Genomic DNA, 16,746 nt, shown 5'->3' with positions numbered 1-16,746 from the left:
AAAAATCCCATGTCGATCACTCCAAATCCCCCCAACCAAAACCGTCGGGGAAGTGTGTTCACATGGGTCAATTCTCAGTGACAATTTATGGGGCTACCGGGTCAGTTCTCAGTGACAATCAACAGCCTTGCTACCGCTTCCTTTCTTCCAACGCTCGCCGGCGGCTTCGTCCCCAGTTTGCGCAACTGAAAATTTATCACCGTAGCCAGCGCACTTGAGTTCTTTCATAAGCCTAATCCCTTCAAGCAGAGTGATCCCTCGAAGTTTGTTTTCAAGAACCTTTCTGGTTTCTGGCGTGAGATCTCGCAGATCGATGTTCCCCAATCGAGGCGGACGCACTTTAATCCGGAACGCGGTGTCATCATGCTCAGCTACAGAGCTGGAAACAGCGGCATTGCGCTCTAAGGTCGGAGCCATCTGAGCCACGGGCGCGGCATCTTCCCTTGGGGTCGAAATCACGGCTGGTTCACTCTGAGCTTGTACAGTAGCGATCGCCTTCGGACCAGCTGAAGCCTCGACCATAGGCATGCCCTCTGGCGCCGCGGGCGTCGCACCAGATGCGTTGATAGTCGGAATAGCCAAGGCTAGCACCGCTATTTGCGATGAAGGCGCTGGAAAAGCCGCCACGGAGGTGGTTGCACGGCTCGCCAACATCAAGCGGAAGATTGGCGTCGGCTCATCATATGACCCGACCTCTCGTCTTTCGCGCTCTCGGGATACGTCCAGCATTACGCGTAGGGCTTCGAAAGCAAGCGTGCGCCAATTTTCGCTGGCTTGATCCAGCGACAATCCCATGTGCCGGGCGACCTCACGAAGGGGCTCGATGACTGGGGTCCGATCCCCCAGGGCCAAGGCACGGCGCAGCATATCCTGAATGGTGTGCTCCGCTTTCGCAGCAAAGTTTGCCGCCATTTCTGACCGAGGCTCTGCTGAAGCACGTAACGCCTCATGCGCTGCGATCTGAAAGCGCGCCAGCTCTGTCAACAATGTAACCTGCTCTGAGCTCAAATGATCCACTGGTCTCTCCGTCATCAGCGCGACGACCAGGTCCGTATGCGCAGTCAGTGCGCGGACAAGGGATGTCGCTTCGGAGAGGACATCGGTTCGTAATGAGAGACATAATGCAGATCTTGGATCAGGGTTCTCTATCCCCACTTTGGACTTGGGTAAGCGACGCCTGAAGAAATAGCCGGAAGGGCGTTTTTCGAGATAGGGAATGTGTGCGACTCTGGCCATGAAGGGAAGCTCCGAAGCAATTTCAGGGCATCCAGGAATCGGGAGTGTGGACCAGTGTGGGCACGCAACTGTGCACCAGTTTGTGCACGTGCACAGGTGGCTCGGACTCTGGCCGGGGCCTTGCCAATAAAATCAACCACTTAGGGGAAATTGGCTCCGGCGGTAGGGATCGAACCTACGACCAATTGATTAACAGTCAACTGCTCTACCGCTGAGCTACGCCGGAATGCCTATGTCTGTCTTTCGGGCAACGCCCTCGGACAGCGGCTCTTTAACGCGGGCGGTCCGGGGTGCGCAAGAGCAATTGGCCGATTGAAGCGATTTTTTTTTCGATTATCTGCAAACGCCCGTGAAATGCGTCCCTCGCTACGGTTCCCTACGGGGCTCAGCATCACAGGTCCGTGACACATCCCCTCCTCCGGCGCTTAGGGCTGGACGGGTTGCGCGGGCTGCGGTTGAAACTGGGCTCATATGAACAACTCAATGTCCTGAAAGGGAAAACATGACCTTCCTCTCCCCCTACCAGCCGCAGATACTCTCGCTTTTCCGCATCATGTCGGGGCTCTTGGTGCTGCAACATGGCACGACCAAGGTCCTTAGCTTTCCAGCCGGGCCGATGAACGGCGTGTCGATCGCCTCGATGGGTGGAATAGCGGGCGTGATCGAATTGGTCTTTGGCGTCTTGCTGGTGATCGGCCTGTTCTCGCGCCTGTCAGCCTTTATCCTGAGCGGCTTGACGGCGGTTGCCTATTTCATCGCGCATATGCCGCAGGGGTTCTTTCCGCTGCTGAATGGCGGTGAACTGGCGGCGCTTTACAGCTTTGGCTTTCTCTACCTCGCAGCCGCCGGGCCGGGGCCGTGGTCGGTCGACGCGATGCGCGGGCAAGGCTGAAAACAAAACGGCATGGCCCTGGAACGGGCCATGCCAAACTCACAGGGGTAGCGGCCCTGATCAGAAACCCGCCGCCTGCCCGTCTTTGCGCGGATCGGACCCGGCGGAATATCCGCCCTCGGGCAAGCGCTGCACCAGCTGCGCGCCGCCGAAGCCGAACGCGTTGTCCGGCGCTTCGACATGAACGACATGGCCCAGATCGCGCAGCCCTTGCAAAAGCTCGGGCGCCATCGCAGGCTCGCAAGCCACTTCCAGCCCTGACAGAATGCGCCAGCGCGGCGCATCGGCGGCGACCTGAACGTCCTGCCCCCAAAGCTGCGTACGCAGCAACAGTTGCATATGACCTTGGGCCTGAATCGGGCCGCCCATCATGCCATAGGCCATCAGGGGCTGGCCGTCCTTCATCGCGAAGCCGGGGATGATCGTATGGAAGGGCCGCTTGCCCCCCGCCACGATATTCTGATGCCCCGGCTCGGTGGTGAAGCCAAAGCCGCGGTTCTGCATCGACACGCCCGTCCCCGGCACCACCACGCCCGAGCCGAAGCCTGCGTAGTTCGACTGGATGAAGCTGACCATCATGCCCGAGGCATCCGCCGTGCTCATCAGAACCGTGCCGCCTTGCTTGGGCGCGCCCGCGCCAAAGTCCTGCGCCTTCTCGGTCGAGATCAGCGCGGCGCGGGACTTGAGGTATGCGGGATCGAGCAGCGCCTTTTCGTCGACCTCCGTCATGGCCGTGCGATCCGCCACATAGGCATGCAAATCACTATAGGCGAGTTTGCAGGCTTCGATCTGCAAATGCACCGCCATCAGGTCGTCTGCGCCATGCGCGCGGATGTCGCTATGCTCCAGGATGCCGAGCGCCATCAGCGCGGCGATCCCCTGCCCGTTTGGCGGAATTTCATGCAGCTCTACATCGTCGAAGCTCTGGCTGATCGTGCCGCACCATTCGGGCTTATTGGCCGCCAGATCCGCCATGGTCATCGCGCCGCCATTGGCCTTGGCATGGGCCACGATCTCTTCGGCAATCTCCCCCTCATAAAAGGCGCGGCCATTGGTCTCGGCGATCAGCCTCAGGGTGCGGGCCGCGCCGGGATTGCGGAACCGCTCCCCCGCTTTTGGGGCGCGGCCCTCCGGCAGGAAGGTCTCGGCAAAGCCCGGCTGTTTGCCCAGAACCTCGGCCCCGCGCGCCCAGAGTGTCGCGATGGTGGGCGAGACGAGGAAGCCCTCTTCGGCATAGCGGATCGCCGGGGCCAGCACCGTCGCCAGATCAAGCTTGCCGAACTTCTCCATCAATTCGACCCAAGCGCTGACCGCGCCCGGCACGGTGACACTGTCCCAGCCATGCTCGACCATGCCATCGGGGAACCGCTCAGGCGACCAAGCGGCAGGCGCGCGGCCCGAGGCATTGAGCCCGTGCAGCTTCTCCCCGTCCCACAGGATGCAGAAAGCGTCAGAACCCAGCCCGTTGCCCGTAGGCTCCACCACCGTTAGCGCCGCGGCGGTGGCGATCGCCGCATCCACCGCATTGCCCCCCTGCTGCATCATCAAGAGACCGGCCTGCGTGGCCAAGGGCTGAGAGGTCGCGACAACGTTGTCGGCAACCACAGGAGATCGGTGGGACGGGTAAATGGGATCGTGACGAAACATGGCTGTCCTTTGCTTGGGTAAGGCCAGCGGCGCGGTCAAACCGGCCGCCTGCGGCATTGCCGGCAAAGTGAACGTGAATGCATCTGCATGCAACTGCCCAGCGGGAGAATTCGGCGGGGATAACGTGCTTGTTGGCGGCTTTGTTACCCGCCGCTGCCCGCGGAGCTGCGCGCCTTGAGGCGGAGCATCTTGCGGTGGTGGCGGAAGCTCCGCTCGCAATGGCCCGGGGTAAAGACCATGACCCAAAGCGCCCAAAGAACGCTCTCCTCCCGGTATTGCCACGCCCTTGCACAGAGCGACTGATCGGCATCGGAGAAGATGCAATTATGCAGGATGCGAGACCAGTCTCTTACGTTAACCAACATCTGGAACCTCCCTTTCGCTGAGCGATGATGCGTCTCGCCGCCATCGCCAAGGATCTGGTCCCCCCGGATGTTTAGAATGCTGGCCGAAAATTCTGCCGAGAATAAGGCGGAGGGCTGGTGAGACCGTGCCGGGCAAATGTTACAAAGTTGCAAAGCGGGGGTACGCTGGGGGCGCATGCGATGACGGCCCAGATGGGGGCGGTGCTGTCGTGCAGGTGTGGGTGGCGGAGACGAAGGGATTCGAACCCTCGAGACCCTTCCGGGCCTACTCCCTTAGCAGGGGAGCGCCTTCGACCACTCGGCCACGTCTCCGTCGACCCGTCTAAAGAGGTCGCGCCCGAGGGGCAAGGCGAAATTCGTGGGAAATTCTGCATTTCTTGCGGTGGGTTTCTTTTTCCGCCCGCTGATCCGGCGCGCTGAGACGGAATGCTGCGGGATCAACTGTGCTGCTGTGCAGAAGCAGCCATCCCAGCAGCCCCAACGACTGGCATTTCCCGGCCATTTGGTGCGGTTGTAGCAACTTACACGGCAGCGTGAATAACTTGTGAAATGGTGCGAGGGATTAAGTAACCGTTTGTTTAGGTGAATAAAAACAAACCCCCACCTTCGTTCAAACAAGCAAAACGCCTCGCCCTACTCCCAATCTCGCAACCGCGGCGAAACTTTCGCGGCGGAGCGCCCGTTACTTCACCACAAACGATGACATCGCAATGACGCGATTTAACAGAAACCTGAAGGAACACGCTATGAAACTCATCATGACCACCGCCGCCGCCGCTTTGATCTCGACCGCTGCCGTTGCCGACAACTCCACCCGTCACAACGACATTTTCCTCGACACTTCGGTGAACGCTGACGCAAGCGACGTCTATGGCAACAATGACCGTATGCGGAACCCGCATGCCTCGACCAAGGCAAACGACATCATGCTGAACACCGCCGACACCGACAAGAACCGCGACACCGTGATGAGCACGCGCAACGCCCTGCGCAGCCCCGGTGAAGGCTATGTCTACGGTGGCTTTGGCCCGGGCAACGACAGCAAGTAAGCTGTTGCCCTAACGAACAAAAAGCCCGGCAGCGCGCGCTGCCGGGCTTTTTACGTGGGCGGAGGCCTTGCCCCCCTGCCCCGCTGATCAGGTGTTGAACAGAAAGTGCAGCACGTCGCCGTCTTTGACGATATAGCCCTTGCCCTCGGCCCGCATCTTGCCCGCTTCTTTCGCAGGGCCCTCGCCGCCGAGGCTAACGAAATCATCATAGGCAATGGTCTCGGCGCGGATGAAACCCTTTTCGAAATCACCGTGGATGACCCCCGCCGCCTTGGGCGCGGAGGTGCCGGATTTGATGGTCCAAGCGCGCGCTTCTTTGGGGCCGACGGTGAAATAGGTCTCTAGGTGCAAAAGCTCATAGCCCGCGCGGATCAACCGGTCGAGCCCGGCTTCCTTCAGACCCATTTCTTCGAGGAACATCTCAGCCTCTTCGGCTTCGAGCTGGCTGATCTCCTCTTCGATCTGGGCCGAGATCACGACATGGGAATTGCCCTGTGCGGCGGCCATCTCGGCGACCTTCGCGGAATGTTCATTGCCCTCGGCGGCCTCGGATTCGCCCACGTTGCAGACATAGAGCACCGGTTTGGTGGTCAGCAGTTGCAGCATGCGCCAAGCCTTGGCGTCATCTTCATCAACCTCGACAACGCGGGCGGGCTTGCCGTCTTCCAGCGCTTCCAACGCCATGCGCATCAGACGCTCTTGCTGGACCGCTTCCTTGTCACCGCCACGCACTTTGCGGACGATGTTTTGCAAACGTTTTTCGATGCTTTCGATGTCGGCGAGCATCAGTTCGGTGTCGATGGTTTCGGCATCGGCCACGGGGTCAACGCGGCCTTCGACATGGGTCACGTCGCCGTCATCAAAACAGCGCAGCACATGGGCGATGGCGTCGACTTCGCGGATGTTGGCGAGGAACTGGTTGCCCAGACCTTCACCCTTGGACGCGCCTTTCACCAGTCCGGCGATATCGACGAAGGTCATGCGCGTGGGGATGATGCTTTTCGAACTGGCGATCTCGGCCAGCTTGTCGAGCCGCGCGTCGGGCACCGCCACCTCGCCGACATTGGGCTCGATGGTGCAGAACGGAAAATTCGCCGCCTGTGCCGCTGCGGTGCGGGTCAGCGCGTTGAAAAGGGTCGATTTGCCGACGTTCGGCAGACCGACGATGCCCATTTTGAAACCCATGACGATACCCCTATAAAAGCTGCGCGTGTGTTAGGGGTAAGGGCCGCAAAGCGCAAGACTCAGCGCGCGCGTCGGTCCTGATGCGCCTGATAGATCAGGATCCAAGCCAGCAGGATGAACATCGGATGCGTCAACCCGCCCGAGAAGATGATCGCAGGCAACCAGATCAGGAAGACCACGATAGACAGGATCGGCCGTCCGATCAGCAGGATCGACAGCGGCGGCAGGAAAAGGGCGAGTACATAATTCATGGCCCATGAGATAGGATGCTTTGCGCAAAATGGAAGGGCGCTGCGTGCCATAGGCGCCCACGGGAGGCGAATTTTGCCGCCCTCTGCCCCGCGGTGGATTGATTTTCACCGCGACATTCGGCATTGCCGAGGAAAGCACCAAATGAGGCAAGCCACATGACCCGTATCGACGCCAAATTCGAAGACCTCCGCGCCCGCGGCAAAAAGGCGTTTGTCTCCTATGTGATGGCGGGCGACCCGGATTTCGACCGTTCGCTGGAAATCGTGCGCGGCCTGCCCGCTGCCGGGGTCGACATCATCGAACTTGGCCTGCCCTTCACCGATCCGATGGCCGATGGCCCGACGATCCAGCTTGCCGGTCAACGCGCCCTCGAAGGGGGCATGACGCTGAACCGCACGTTGGAAATGGTCCGCGCCTTCCGCGAAAATGACGACACGACCCCGATCGTGCTGATGGGCTATTACAACCCGATCTATTCCATGGGCGTCGAGACGTTTCTGAAAGAGGCCAAAGACGCCGGGATCGACGGGTTGATCGTGGTCGACCTGCCGCCCGAAGAAGACCTCGAGCTTTGCCTGCCCGCGCAGGACGCCGGGTTGAACTTCATCCGCCTCGCCACCCCCACGACAGACGACAAGCGCCTGCCGCGCGTGGTGCAGAACACCTCCGGCTTCGTCTATTATGTCTCGATCACCGGCATCACCGGCTCGGCCGAGGCGAATGCCGCGGATGTCTCGCCCGAGGTGGCGCGCATCCAAAAGGCCAGCGGCCTGCCCGTCATCGTGGGCTTTGGCGTGAACACGCCCGAGAAAGCCCGCGCCATCGCCGAAGTGGCCGACGGTGTTGTGATCGGTTCGGCCATCGTCAGCCGGATCGCCAATGGCGACAGCGCAGAAGATGTGCTGGGCTTTGTGAAATCACTGGCCGACGGGGCGCATTCAGCGTAAACCCCTCGCCTCTGCAAACGACCCCAAGCCCGCGCTGCCCCACTGGCCGCGCGGGCTTTTTCGTCGCCGCAGCCTTCCCAATTGCCAAGCCCCCCACCAGTTGCTACCAAAAGTTAACCCATTCAGCACAGGTGGCCCATGCCCGTCATCACCAGCATCGACGATCTCAAACGTATCTACAAACGCCGCGTCCCGCAGATGTTCTACGACTACGCGGAATCGGGCAGCTGGACCGAGCAGACTTTCCGTGAGAATTGCAGCGACTTTGACCAAATCCGCCTGCGCCAGAGGGTCGCCGTGGATATGTCGGGGCGCAGCACGGCGACGCAGATGATCGGCGAGGACGTGGCCATGCCGGTGGCCCTCGCCCCCGTGGGCCTGACGGGGATGCAATGTGCCGACGGGGAAATCAAGGCCGCGCGCGCAGCCGAAGCCTTTGGCGTGCCCTTTACCCTGTCGACCATGTCCATCAACTCTATCGAAGACGTGGCAGAGGCGACGACGAAACCCTTTTGGTTTCAACTCTATACCATGCGCGACCAGGACTATGTCAGCCGCCTGATCCAGCGCGCGAAGGACGCGAACTGTTCGGCCCTCGTCATCACGCTTGATCTGCAAATCCTCGGACAGCGCCACAAAGACCTGAAGAACGGCCTCTCCGCCCCGCCCAAACTGACGGTAAAGACGCTCGCCAACCTTGCCACCAAATGGGGCTGGGGGCGCGAGATGCTGGGCGCGAAGCGGCGGCATTTCGGCAATATCGTGGGCCATGTGCATGGGGTCACCGACAACGCCGACCTTGGTGCTTGGACGGCGGAACAGTTCGACCCTTCTCTCGATTGGGACAAGATCGCCAAGATCAAAGAACAATGGGGCGGCAAGGTCATCCTCAAGGGCATTCTGGATGCCGAGGATGCGCGCATGGCGCTGAAAGTCGGGGCCGATGCGATCATCGTGAGCAACCACGGCGGGCGGCAGCTCGATGGGGCGCTAAGCTCGATCCGCATGCTGCCAGAGATCCTCGATGCGGTGGGCGACCAGATCGAAGTGCATCTCGATGGCGGTATCCGCTCGGGTCAAGACGTGCTCAAAGCCATGGCTATGGGGGCCAAGGGCACCTACATCGGGCGCGCCTTCATCTATGGGCTGGGCGCGATGGGCCAGCCGGGCGTGACCCGCGCGCTGGAGGTGATCCACCGCGAGTTGGATCTGACCATGGCGCTTTGCGGAGAGACGCAGATTGCCAACCTCGGGCGGCACAACCTGCTGATCCCGCGCAACTTCGGCGGTGACTGGCAGGAACGCCCGCGCGATCCGGGCACATGCTGATCTTTCTCAGCCGCAACCTTACCTTTCTCGCCACGCCAAAAACCGGGACCACCGCTGTCGAAATGGCGCTAAAACCCGAGGCCGAGATCATCTTTTCGCGGGGCCGCAAACATCTGACTGCCCTGCGCTATCGGCGGCGCGTCCTGCCCTTTTTGCAGGAAACCTTCTCGGCCTCCCCCGAGGCTTTGGCGGTGATGCGTAACCCTGTCGAGCAAATCCGAAGCTGGTATCGCTACCGCAGCCAGCCCCGGCTGGATGGCAAACCGCTCAGCACCAAGGGGCTGAGTTTCGAGGACTTCGCGCTTGAAGTGATTTCCGACACGCCCCCGCCCCGCGCGCAGATCGGCAGCCAGTTTTCCTTTCTGACCTCTGACCATGGCAACCTGCTGGTCGAGCACCTCTTCGCCTATGAACGCCAACCGGCCTTTCGCGATTTTCTGGCCGAAAGACTGGGGCGGGAGGTCAAGCTCAAGCCCAAGAACGTCTCCCCCGATCTGCCCGCGCCCCTGTCGCAGGAGGTCGAATCCCGCCTGCGCGCCGCACGCGCCAAGGAGTTCGCCCTCTATGACCGGCTCATGGCGGCGGACGGCTATCTGCAGACGCCGCAGGAATAGCGCCGCCCCCGCCCTTTTGCCCTTTCCAGCCGGGCAAAACCGGTCTATACGCGCGGCTTCACGCGGGAATACAGCCTTGGAGGATTCCCGCCCTAACAAATTTGGAGACTAAAATGGCCGGAGAGATTCCTGATCTTGAAGCCCAGGTACGCGCGGGGACAGGCAAGGGCGCCGCTCGCCAAGCACGTCGTGACGGCATGGTTCCTGGTATCGTATTTGGTGGCGACAAAGAGCCGCTGCCGATCAACATCCCCTTCAACAAGCTGCTAACCAAGCTGCGCGCAGGCCGCTTCAAAGCGACCCTGTTCAACCTCAAGGTTGAAGGCCACGACGACGTTCGTGTGATCTGCCGCGACGTTCAGCGCCACGTTGTCAAGGACCTGCCCACGCACATCGACCTGATGCGCCTCAAGCGGACCACCAAGATCAACCTGTTCATCAACGTCGACGTCAAAGGCGAAGAAGAATGCCCCGGCCTGAAAAAGGGTGGCGTGCTCACTCTGGTCCGCCCGGAAGTTGAACTGGTCGTCACCGCCGCGGACATCCCCGAGCATGTGACCGTCGACATCTCCGGCCTCGAAATCGGCGACAGCGCGACCATCAGCCGCGTCGACCTGCCCGAAGGTGTGAAACCCACGATCGACCGCGACTTCGTCGTCGCAACGATCTCTGCACCTGCTGGTCTGGCCGCGTCGGATGACGACGATGACGACACGGCAGCGGACGAAGTGCCGACAACCGAAATGGGCCCGCCCGACGGTGAATGATAGCGCGCCGCAAGGCTGTGCTGAAACGGGGTCGCATCACGCGGCCCCGTTTTGCGTTTGGGGCCCGATTTCTTTCAAAGAAATCGCCCCGGAATTTTCAAAAAATTCCGGCGACCTTGGGGACATTCTACCGCCCCGCTTGTTAAGATAGGCGAAACCAAAGGAGACCTCGCCCATGAAACTGATCGTCGGCCTCGGCAATCCGGGCGCGAAATATGCCCGCAACCGTCACAACATCGGCTTCATGGCGCTGGACCGCATTGCCGAAGATCACGGGTTTTCTGCGTGGAAGGGCAAGTTTCAGGGCAGCGTCAGCGAGGGGCGTTTCGGCTCTGACCGGGCGGTGCTGCTCAAGCCCGAAACCTTTATGAACAACTCCGGCCAGTCGGTTCAGGCGGCGATGAAGTTCTACAAGATCGACCCCGCTGATGTGATTGTTTTTCATGACGAATTGGACCTCGCCCCCGGCAAGGTCAAATGCAAGACCGGCGGCGGCCATGCAGGCCACAACGGGCTGCGTTCGATCCACGCGCATATCGGGGCGGACTATGACCGCGTGCGCATGGGCATCGGCCATCCCGGCCATAAGGACGCGGTGGCGGGCTATGTGCTGCGCGACTTTCCCAAAGCAGACGAAGGTTGGCTGGACGATGTGCTGCGCGGTGTCTCGGACGGGGCGGCGGATCTTGCACGAGGCGACACCGGGCGGTTCATGAATGCCGTGGCGCTGCGCGTGGCCCCGCCCCGCTCGGGCACCGGCAGCAAGGGGCCTAAGAAACCCACCGAAGCCCAGCCCAAGCCCGCCCCCAGCAAACCCGAGCCGGAGGCAGAGCCCCAATCGCCGCTGCAAAAGCTGATGGACCGCTTCCGCTGACGCTTTCGGCCTCACGCCCCTACTGGCGCCCCTGCTGACGTCCCTCCTGACGCAATGTCGGGCTGGCCCCCGCCCCCGCGTCGTGGTTCACTGCGGGCCAACAGGGGGGGATATCATGCGTACATTCGGAAAATGGCTCGGCCGGGTCTTGCTGGCGCTTTTGCTGGCGGCCATCGTCATCGGCCTTTGGAAGCGGGAAGAGATCGAACGGCTCTTGGCGGTGAACTCGCTCTTCTCCGAAGAGAAGATCGTCCACAACTTCAGCCATATGGACGGCGCTTTCCTCTCCGCCCCCGTTTCGCGCGGAGACGGGCTGACGACCGAGCTTCCCTATGGCCCCGAAACCGAACTGCCCGAGGCGGTGGACGACTGGATCGCGGCCCGTGACGTGACCGCGCTGGTGGTGCTGAAAGACGGTGCCATCGTCTATGAGAACTACTTCAAAGGCACCGGCCCCGAGGACCGCCGCATCAGCTGGTCGGTGGCGAAAAGCTATCTTTCGGCGCTCGTTGGCATCCTGCTGGAGGAGGGCCAGATCGCATCCCTCGACGATCCGGTGACCAAATATGCCCCCAGCCTGAAGGGCAGCGCCTATGACGGGGCCAGCCTGCGCAACGTGCTGCATATGGCCAGCGGCGTCACCTTTGACGAAGATTATCTAGACTACGATTCGGACATCAACCGCATGGGCCGGGTGGTGGCGCTTGGTGGCAAGCTCGACGATTTCACCGCCGAATTGTCCGAGACCTTCACCGCGCCGGGCAGCCAGTGGCAATATGTGTCGATCGACACCCATGTGATCGGCATGGTGGTGCGCGGTGCCACCGGGCGCAGCGTGCCTGAGTTGTTGAGCGAGAAGGTCATCGCGCCCTTGGGGCTGGAACATGCGCCCTATTACATCGTCGATGGCTCCGGCACCGCCTTCGTGCTCGGGGGCCTTAATATGACAACGCGCGACTATGCCCGTTTCGGCCAGATGTTCGCCCAAGGTGGGGAATGGAACGGCCAGCAAATCGTGCCCGAAGACTGGGTAACAGAATCGACCAGCCCCACCGCCCCCACCGCCGAGGGCCGCATCGGCTATGGCTACCAATGGTGGATCCCGCAGGGCGCGCCCGAGGGGGAATATATGGCGCGCGGCATCTATGGGCAGTACATCTATGTCGACGGCGCCCGCGATGTGGTCATCGCCACCAATGCCGCCGACCGTAAATTCCGTGAGGCCGGGGTGGCGGAACAGAACATCGAGATTTTCCGCCAGATCGCGGCCTCACTCGATGAGGAAAGCTGAGACAGAAAGGAAGCCATGACCCCAGAGGACAGCATCAACGTTCTGAACCAGCCCCTCGCCATCTGCGGGACCGATCCGGTCACGGGCTTTTTCCGCGATGGCCATTGCAACACCTGCGCGCAGGATCAGGGCAGCCATACGGTCTGCGCGGTGATGACGGCGGAGTTTCTGGCCTATTCAAAATATGTCGGCAATGACCTCAGCACCCCGCGCCCCGAGTTCGGCTTTGCCGGGCTGAAGCCGGGCGACGCATGGTGCCTTTGTGCCGCGCGGTTCCTGCAAGCCGCGGATGAGGGCTGTGCCCCGCGGGTGCATCTGGCCGCCACGCATCTGCGCGCGCTCGATATCGTGCCGCTGGAGGTACTGCGCGACCATGCCATCGACCCTAAGTGAGGATTAACCATGCGCCTGCGCCTCTTGCCCCTCCTGCTGCTTCTGCCCGTCACCGCTTGGGCGGAAACCACGCTCCGCCCCGCCGATAGTGCCCGGTTAGAGACCTTCGACGCCGCCTTTGGCGATGCCATGATGCAAGCGCTGAACGGGGGCGACGCGGGGGATGTGGCGATCTTGACCCGCGCCCTCTCTGGGCAGCCTCAGGTCGCATTCTCCGCCGATTTGCAGGGCGATTGGTCTTGCCGCACGATCAAGCTGGGCGGGATCAGCCCGCTTGTGGCCTATAGCCCGTTCAAATGCCGCTTTACCGCCAGCAATCGCGGTTTCACCTTTGCAAAACTCACCGGATCACAGCTTACCAAGGGCGAGATTACCCTGCGCGAAGGCCGCGCGATCTATGCCGGGGTGGGCTATGTGCGGGGCGAAACGCCGCCCGATTATGCCGATCTACCCGAAGATTTCACCTCAGGCGGCAAAGTGCAAAGCGACGTGGCCGTGTTCCAGCGGGTCAGCCCCACCCGCGCGCGGCTGTTGTTCCCGTCACCCGCAGTGGAAAGCGATTTCGATATTCTGGAACTGACGCGCTGAGCCGCCACGCCGCCCTTAGGCCGCGTGGCAGAGTTGCAGTTTCGACTTGGGACGCGGCATCAGGGAATCGTCCATCAAGTCTTCGATAAAGGTGCTGAGAAGCTGGGTCCGCCCGGTCACGCCCGCCTTGCGGTAAATCGCATTGGTCTGCGCCTTCACGGTCCCTTCGGACGTGCCCCGCATCTCAGCAATATCGCGTGTATTCAAACCCTTGGTGAGGAAAATCGCCACGTCCCGCTCTGCCGGGGTGAGGTGCCATTCGCGAAAGTGTTCTTCGAGCACATCGGCGAATTCCACCGTACAATGACGCAGCGCCGTCTCTGCCCGCTCGGCCCGCTGGAGGCTCATCCGCAGTGCCATCCAGCCCAGAACGACCCCGAGAATCAGACCCAAAACCTGAACGCCCTTGTTCGGCCCAATGTCAGCCAGCGGGGTGCCGAAAAGCGTCACGCCGCGCCCCTCCAGTGCAAAAACGAGCACGAAATAGACAGTGGCGTTGAACTGTAGAGCGGCGATAACCCACAGTGCGATCTTTTTCTTATTATTCATGGTGAAGCCTTGCCTTGGTGTTCGCCGTATTTAACCGCGGCGCACCGAAGTGCAAGGGATGGCGGGCATGCGCCTTGATCAACCCTTAGTGATTTGGCACCCGCCCCGGGGGGCGAGTGCATTCTCTTGAGGCCAGTTCAGGGTTGCTTGACTGGCCGGAAGACTGTTTTCCCGCAATACCTTAGCAGGCATCGAGCCGATATCAGCGCGGGAAACGGTTCACTTTCTCGGCGTCTTGCGCGGCGGGGAAGACGGTGACGGTCACGTCGGATGTGTCTTCTGCGCGGAAGGTGCCGCTGTTGAAGATGTCCAGTTTCACATTGTCGACCGCGTCGTTGCGGCTGGCGTAGGAAACGCCTGCATCAGCTTTGTCGTTATAGCCGATTTGCTGGCCTTCCATGCCCTGTGCGAAAACGGCGGAGCCTGCTGTGGCAAGGATCAGGGCGGTGGTTGCGAGTGTCTTTTTCATGTCGTGTCCTTTCGGGAGAAAGTTAGGGTCGCGCAGTGATCAGCGCGGGAAACGGTTGACCGAAGCGTCGCTCTGCGCGGTCGGGAAGACGGTGATGGTCACGTCGGAGAGGTCTTCGGCGCGCAGGATACCGTCTTGGAAGATTTCCAGCTTGGTCTCATCCACGGCTTCGCTGCGGCTGGAGTAGGAAACGCCATTGTCGGTCTTGTCGTTATAGCCGATGCGCTGGCCTTCCATGCCTTGAGCGAAAGCAGCAGTGCTTGCGGTGGCGAGGATCAGTGCGGTTGTTGCGAGTGTCTTTTTCATCGTTTTAGCCTTTCGGGGGAGAAAGTTAGGGGGAGGAGCCGTGGCCCGCGTTTAGCGGACGAAACGGCCATCTTCTTGTGCGTCTTGCGTGGTGACGAATACGGTCGCTGTTGCCTCGGCAGGTGTTTCGGCGCGCAGGTCGTCAAAGCTCAGAGCGTCGGAAGTGACGTTGCGTGTCGAATAGGCGGCGTCTGCGTTATCTGCGGTATAGCCGACCTGCTGGCCTTCCATGCCCTGTGCGAAAGCGGCTGTGCCTGCGGTGGCAAGGATCAGTGCGGCGGTTGCGAATGCGTTTTTCATGTCGTGTTCCTTTCAGTCCCGGGTTGGGTTGCGAGCTGCTCATCGGTGACGCGGCGTCGTTGGGATGACAGAGAAAAGGGCATTCGAGTGGGGATTGGCTATCTGCCCCGGGTTTAAATCGTCCGATCTAAACCCCTGTAAGAGCGTCATAAACTTTGGTTTACGAAGCCAATCGGGCGCGAAAAACGGGGGTGGATTGCCTTAGCGTCAAGCCTGCAAGGGCGAAACGGGGTTTCGCGGGCAGGCGCGCGGGCTGCAACGAAAGGCTAGCCGGTCTTTTCGCGATGTGAAAGTTTTTTCGCGCTTTTTCAGCAAACAACTTTGGCCCCTGCCCAAAGTTTATGCGCAAATCACGTACCGCGCGTTGTCACATAAAAAACGGGCCCGCGTTTTCACGCGGACCCGTCTAACTCGACTCGGATTCGGATGGGAATTTAGGCGAATTCACCCATGTCGAAGTCCAATGCGCGGGCAACGGTGAAGATGTCCTTGTCGCCACGGCCACACATATTCATCACCAGCAGGTGATCCTTGGGCAGCTCCGGCGCGATCTTCAGCACATGGGCCAGCGCGTGGCTCGGCTCCAGCGCCGGGATGATCCCTTCAAGCGCGCAGCACAGCTGGAACGCCTCCAGCGCCTCGCGGTCGGTGATCGAGACATATTGCGCACGGCCGATGTCATGCAGCCAGGAATGCTCAGGGCCAATGCCGGGATAGTCGAGCCCGGCAGAGATCGAATAACCTTCGAGGATCTGCCCGTCGTCGTCCTGCAAAAGGTAGGTGCGGTTGCCATGCAGCACGCCCGGACGCCCACCGGTGAGCGAGGCGCAATGCTCCATCTTCTCGTCCACGCCCTTGCCGCCGGCCTCGACGCCGATGATGTTGACCGATTTGTCGTCGAGGAAGGGGTAGAACAGCCCCATGGCGTTAGAGCCGCCACCGATGGCCGCGATCACCGTGTCGGGCAGACGGCCCTCGGCCTCTTCCATCTGGGTGCGGACTTCCTTGCCGATGATCGACTGGAAGTCGCGAACCATCGCCGGATAGGGGTGCGGCCCGGCCACGGTGCCGATGCAGTAGAAAGTGTCGCGCACGTTGGTCACCCAGTCGCGCAGCGCGTCGTTCATCGCGTCCTTCAGCGTGCCGCGCCCGGAGGTCACCGGGACCACCTCGGCGCCCAAAAGGCGCATGCGGAAGACGTTGGGGGCCTGCCGCTCCACATCATGCGCGCCCATGTAGACCACGCATTTCAGGCCGAACTTGGCGCAGACCGTCGCCGTGGCCACACCGTGCTGGCCCGCCCCGGTCTCGGCGATGATGCGTTTCTTGCCCATGCGGCGGGCGAGGATGATTTGCCCCAGCACGTTGTTGATCTTATGCGCGCCGGTGTGGTTCAACTCGTCGCGCTTCATATAGACCTTGGCACCGCCCAGATGCTCGGTCAGCCGTTCGGCATGATAGAGCGGGCTGGGGCGGCCAACGTAATGGGTCCAGAGGTCGTGCATCTCGGCCCAGAAACTGTCGTCGGTCTTGGCCTTCTCATATTGCTCTTCCAGCTCAAGAATGAGCGGCATCAGCGTTTCCGAGACAAAGCGCCCGCCGAAATCGCCGAAACGGCCCTGTTCGTCGGGGCCGGTCATGAAGCTGTTGAAAAGATCGTTGGCCATTGCGCCTCTCCTAGAATGTCGCGTCA

The 16,746-nt window shown here is 61.1% G+C and carries 20 protein-coding genes and 2 tRNA genes; 10 read left to right on the top strand and 12 right to left on the bottom strand.

Annotation, left to right across the window (positions count from 1 at the left end; all coding sequences use genetic code 11):
* Positions 1-108: 108 nt before the first annotated feature.
* Together FCK22_RS10920 and FCK22_RS10915 are read right to left on the bottom strand one after the other, a co-directional pair.
* Positions 109-1,236 (bottom strand): hypothetical protein, encoded by a 1,128-nt coding sequence (locus FCK22_RS10920; RefSeq protein WP_136720418.1) that lies wholly within the window; start codon positions 1,234-1,236, stop codon positions 109-111.
* A gap of 151 nt (positions 1,237-1,387) precedes the next feature.
* A tRNA-Asn gene (locus FCK22_RS10915) sits at positions 1,388-1,462 on the bottom strand.
* 276 nt (positions 1,463-1,738) lie between these two features.
* On the opposite strand from FCK22_RS10915, the gene FCK22_RS10910 reads away from it, so the two are divergent.
* On the top strand, positions 1,739-2,128 hold the full coding sequence (locus tag FCK22_RS10910) for a DoxX family protein (protein ID WP_067261701.1): 390 nt from the start codon (positions 1,739-1,741) through the stop codon (positions 2,126-2,128).
* 60 nt (positions 2,129-2,188) lie between these two features.
* Here FCK22_RS10910 and FCK22_RS10905 read toward each other — a convergent pair whose 3' ends face one another.
* The 3 genes from FCK22_RS10905 to FCK22_RS10895 all read right to left on the bottom strand — a co-directional run bounded on the left by FCK22_RS10905 (position 2,189) and on the right by FCK22_RS10895 (position 4,452).
* The gene (locus FCK22_RS10905) at positions 2,189-3,775 is read right to left on the bottom strand and encodes a gamma-glutamyltransferase family protein (protein ID WP_067261699.1); all 1,587 of its coding nucleotides are present in this window, start codon (positions 3,773-3,775) and stop codon (positions 2,189-2,191) included.
* A 143-nt stretch (positions 3,776-3,918) separates the two neighbouring features.
* Complete coding sequence (locus FCK22_RS10900; protein WP_067261697.1) at positions 3,919-4,140, bottom strand: hypothetical protein; 222 nt, start codon at positions 4,138-4,140, stop codon at positions 3,919-3,921.
* Positions 4,141-4,362: 222 nt separating this feature from the next.
* Positions 4,363-4,452, bottom strand: a tRNA-Ser gene (locus FCK22_RS10895).
* Positions 4,453-4,886: 434 nt separating this feature from the next.
* On the opposite strand from FCK22_RS10895, the gene FCK22_RS10890 reads away from it, so the two are divergent.
* Positions 4,887-5,189, top strand: coding sequence for a hypothetical protein (locus FCK22_RS10890; protein ID WP_067261696.1), 303 nt, complete (start codon positions 4,887-4,889; stop codon positions 5,187-5,189).
* An 87-nt stretch (positions 5,190-5,276) separates the two neighbouring features.
* Here FCK22_RS10890 and ychF read toward each other — a convergent pair whose 3' ends face one another.
* Both ychF and FCK22_RS10880 read right to left on the bottom strand, forming a co-directional pair.
* Entirely contained in the window at positions 5,277-6,374 is a 1,098-nt protein-coding gene (gene ychF / locus FCK22_RS10885; protein WP_067261694.1) for a redox-regulated ATPase YchF, read from the bottom strand.
* A 59-nt stretch (positions 6,375-6,433) separates the two neighbouring features.
* Positions 6,434-6,625: a hypothetical protein gene (locus FCK22_RS10880; protein ID WP_067261693.1), complete on the bottom strand. Its 192-nt coding sequence runs from the start codon at positions 6,623-6,625 to the stop codon at positions 6,434-6,436.
* Positions 6,626-6,781: 156 nt separating this feature from the next.
* Here FCK22_RS10880 and trpA point away from each other — a divergent pair, with 156 nt between their 5' ends.
* The 8 genes from trpA (at position 6,782) to FCK22_RS10840 (ending at position 13,429) form a co-directional block, all read left to right on the top strand.
* Positions 6,782-7,573, top strand: coding sequence for a tryptophan synthase subunit alpha (trpA, locus tag FCK22_RS10875; RefSeq protein ID WP_067261687.1), 792 nt, complete (start codon positions 6,782-6,784; stop codon positions 7,571-7,573).
* A 138-nt stretch (positions 7,574-7,711) separates the two neighbouring features.
* Positions 7,712-8,902 (top strand): alpha-hydroxy acid oxidase, encoded by a 1,191-nt coding sequence (locus FCK22_RS10870; RefSeq protein ID WP_067261685.1) that lies wholly within the window; start codon positions 7,712-7,714, stop codon positions 8,900-8,902.
* The gene (locus tag FCK22_RS10865) at positions 8,896-9,516 is read left to right on the top strand and encodes a hypothetical protein (RefSeq protein WP_067261683.1); all 621 of its coding nucleotides are present in this window, start codon (positions 8,896-8,898) and stop codon (positions 9,514-9,516) included. Before FCK22_RS10870 ends, FCK22_RS10865 begins: the two co-directional genes overlap by 7 nt.
* A 113-nt stretch (positions 9,517-9,629) precedes the next feature.
* Complete coding sequence (locus tag FCK22_RS10860) at positions 9,630-10,283, top strand: 50S ribosomal protein L25/general stress protein Ctc (RefSeq protein ID WP_067261682.1); 654 nt, start codon at positions 9,630-9,632, stop codon at positions 10,281-10,283.
* Positions 10,284-10,458: 175 nt separating this feature from the next.
* Complete coding sequence (pth, locus tag FCK22_RS10855) at positions 10,459-11,157, top strand: aminoacyl-tRNA hydrolase (protein WP_136720417.1); 699 nt, start codon at positions 10,459-10,461, stop codon at positions 11,155-11,157.
* A gap of 115 nt (positions 11,158-11,272) precedes the next feature.
* Positions 11,273-12,448 carry a serine hydrolase gene (locus tag FCK22_RS10850; protein ID WP_067263232.1) on the top strand — a complete coding sequence of 392 codons (1,176 nt, stop codon included), beginning with the start codon at positions 11,273-11,275 and terminating at the stop codon, positions 12,446-12,448.
* A gap of 15 nt (positions 12,449-12,463) precedes the next feature.
* Positions 12,464-12,841 (top strand): DUF2237 domain-containing protein, encoded by a 378-nt coding sequence (locus FCK22_RS10845; RefSeq protein ID WP_067263230.1) that lies wholly within the window; start codon positions 12,464-12,466, stop codon positions 12,839-12,841.
* A 9-nt stretch (positions 12,842-12,850) separates the two neighbouring features.
* Complete coding sequence (locus FCK22_RS10840; RefSeq protein WP_067263228.1) at positions 12,851-13,429, top strand: DUF4893 domain-containing protein; 579 nt, start codon at positions 12,851-12,853, stop codon at positions 13,427-13,429.
* Between the two features lie 15 nt (positions 13,430-13,444).
* Here FCK22_RS10840 and FCK22_RS10835 read toward each other — a convergent pair whose 3' ends face one another.
* The 5 genes from FCK22_RS10835 to trpB form a co-directional block, all read right to left on the bottom strand.
* Positions 13,445-13,978 carry a LuxR C-terminal-related transcriptional regulator gene (locus tag FCK22_RS10835; RefSeq protein WP_067263225.1) on the bottom strand — a complete coding sequence of 178 codons (534 nt, stop codon included), beginning with the start codon at positions 13,976-13,978 and terminating at the stop codon, positions 13,445-13,447.
* 202 nt (positions 13,979-14,180) lie between these two features.
* Positions 14,181-14,447 (bottom strand): hypothetical protein, encoded by a 267-nt coding sequence (locus FCK22_RS10830; RefSeq protein WP_067263223.1) that lies wholly within the window; start codon positions 14,445-14,447, stop codon positions 14,181-14,183.
* Between the two features lie 39 nt (positions 14,448-14,486).
* Positions 14,487-14,753, bottom strand: coding sequence for a hypothetical protein (locus FCK22_RS10825; protein WP_067263221.1), 267 nt, complete (start codon positions 14,751-14,753; stop codon positions 14,487-14,489).
* Between the two features lie 51 nt (positions 14,754-14,804).
* Positions 14,805-15,053: a hypothetical protein gene (locus FCK22_RS10820; protein WP_067263219.1), complete on the bottom strand. Its 249-nt coding sequence runs from the start codon at positions 15,051-15,053 to the stop codon at positions 14,805-14,807.
* A 434-nt stretch (positions 15,054-15,487) separates the two neighbouring features.
* Positions 15,488-16,720, bottom strand: a complete 1,233-nt coding sequence (gene trpB, locus FCK22_RS10815; protein ID WP_067263216.1) for a tryptophan synthase subunit beta — start codon at positions 16,718-16,720, stop codon at positions 15,488-15,490.
* Positions 16,721-16,746: the final 26 nt, after the last annotated feature.

It is taken from the genome of Sulfitobacter sp. 15WGC, assembly GCF_005068605.1.
Lineage (GTDB): Bacteria > Pseudomonadota > Alphaproteobacteria > Rhodobacterales > Rhodobacteraceae > Sulfitobacter > Sulfitobacter faviae.
The sequence above is the reverse complement of the archived record's forward strand: the minus strand, read 5'-3'. Positions and strand labels throughout refer to the sequence as shown.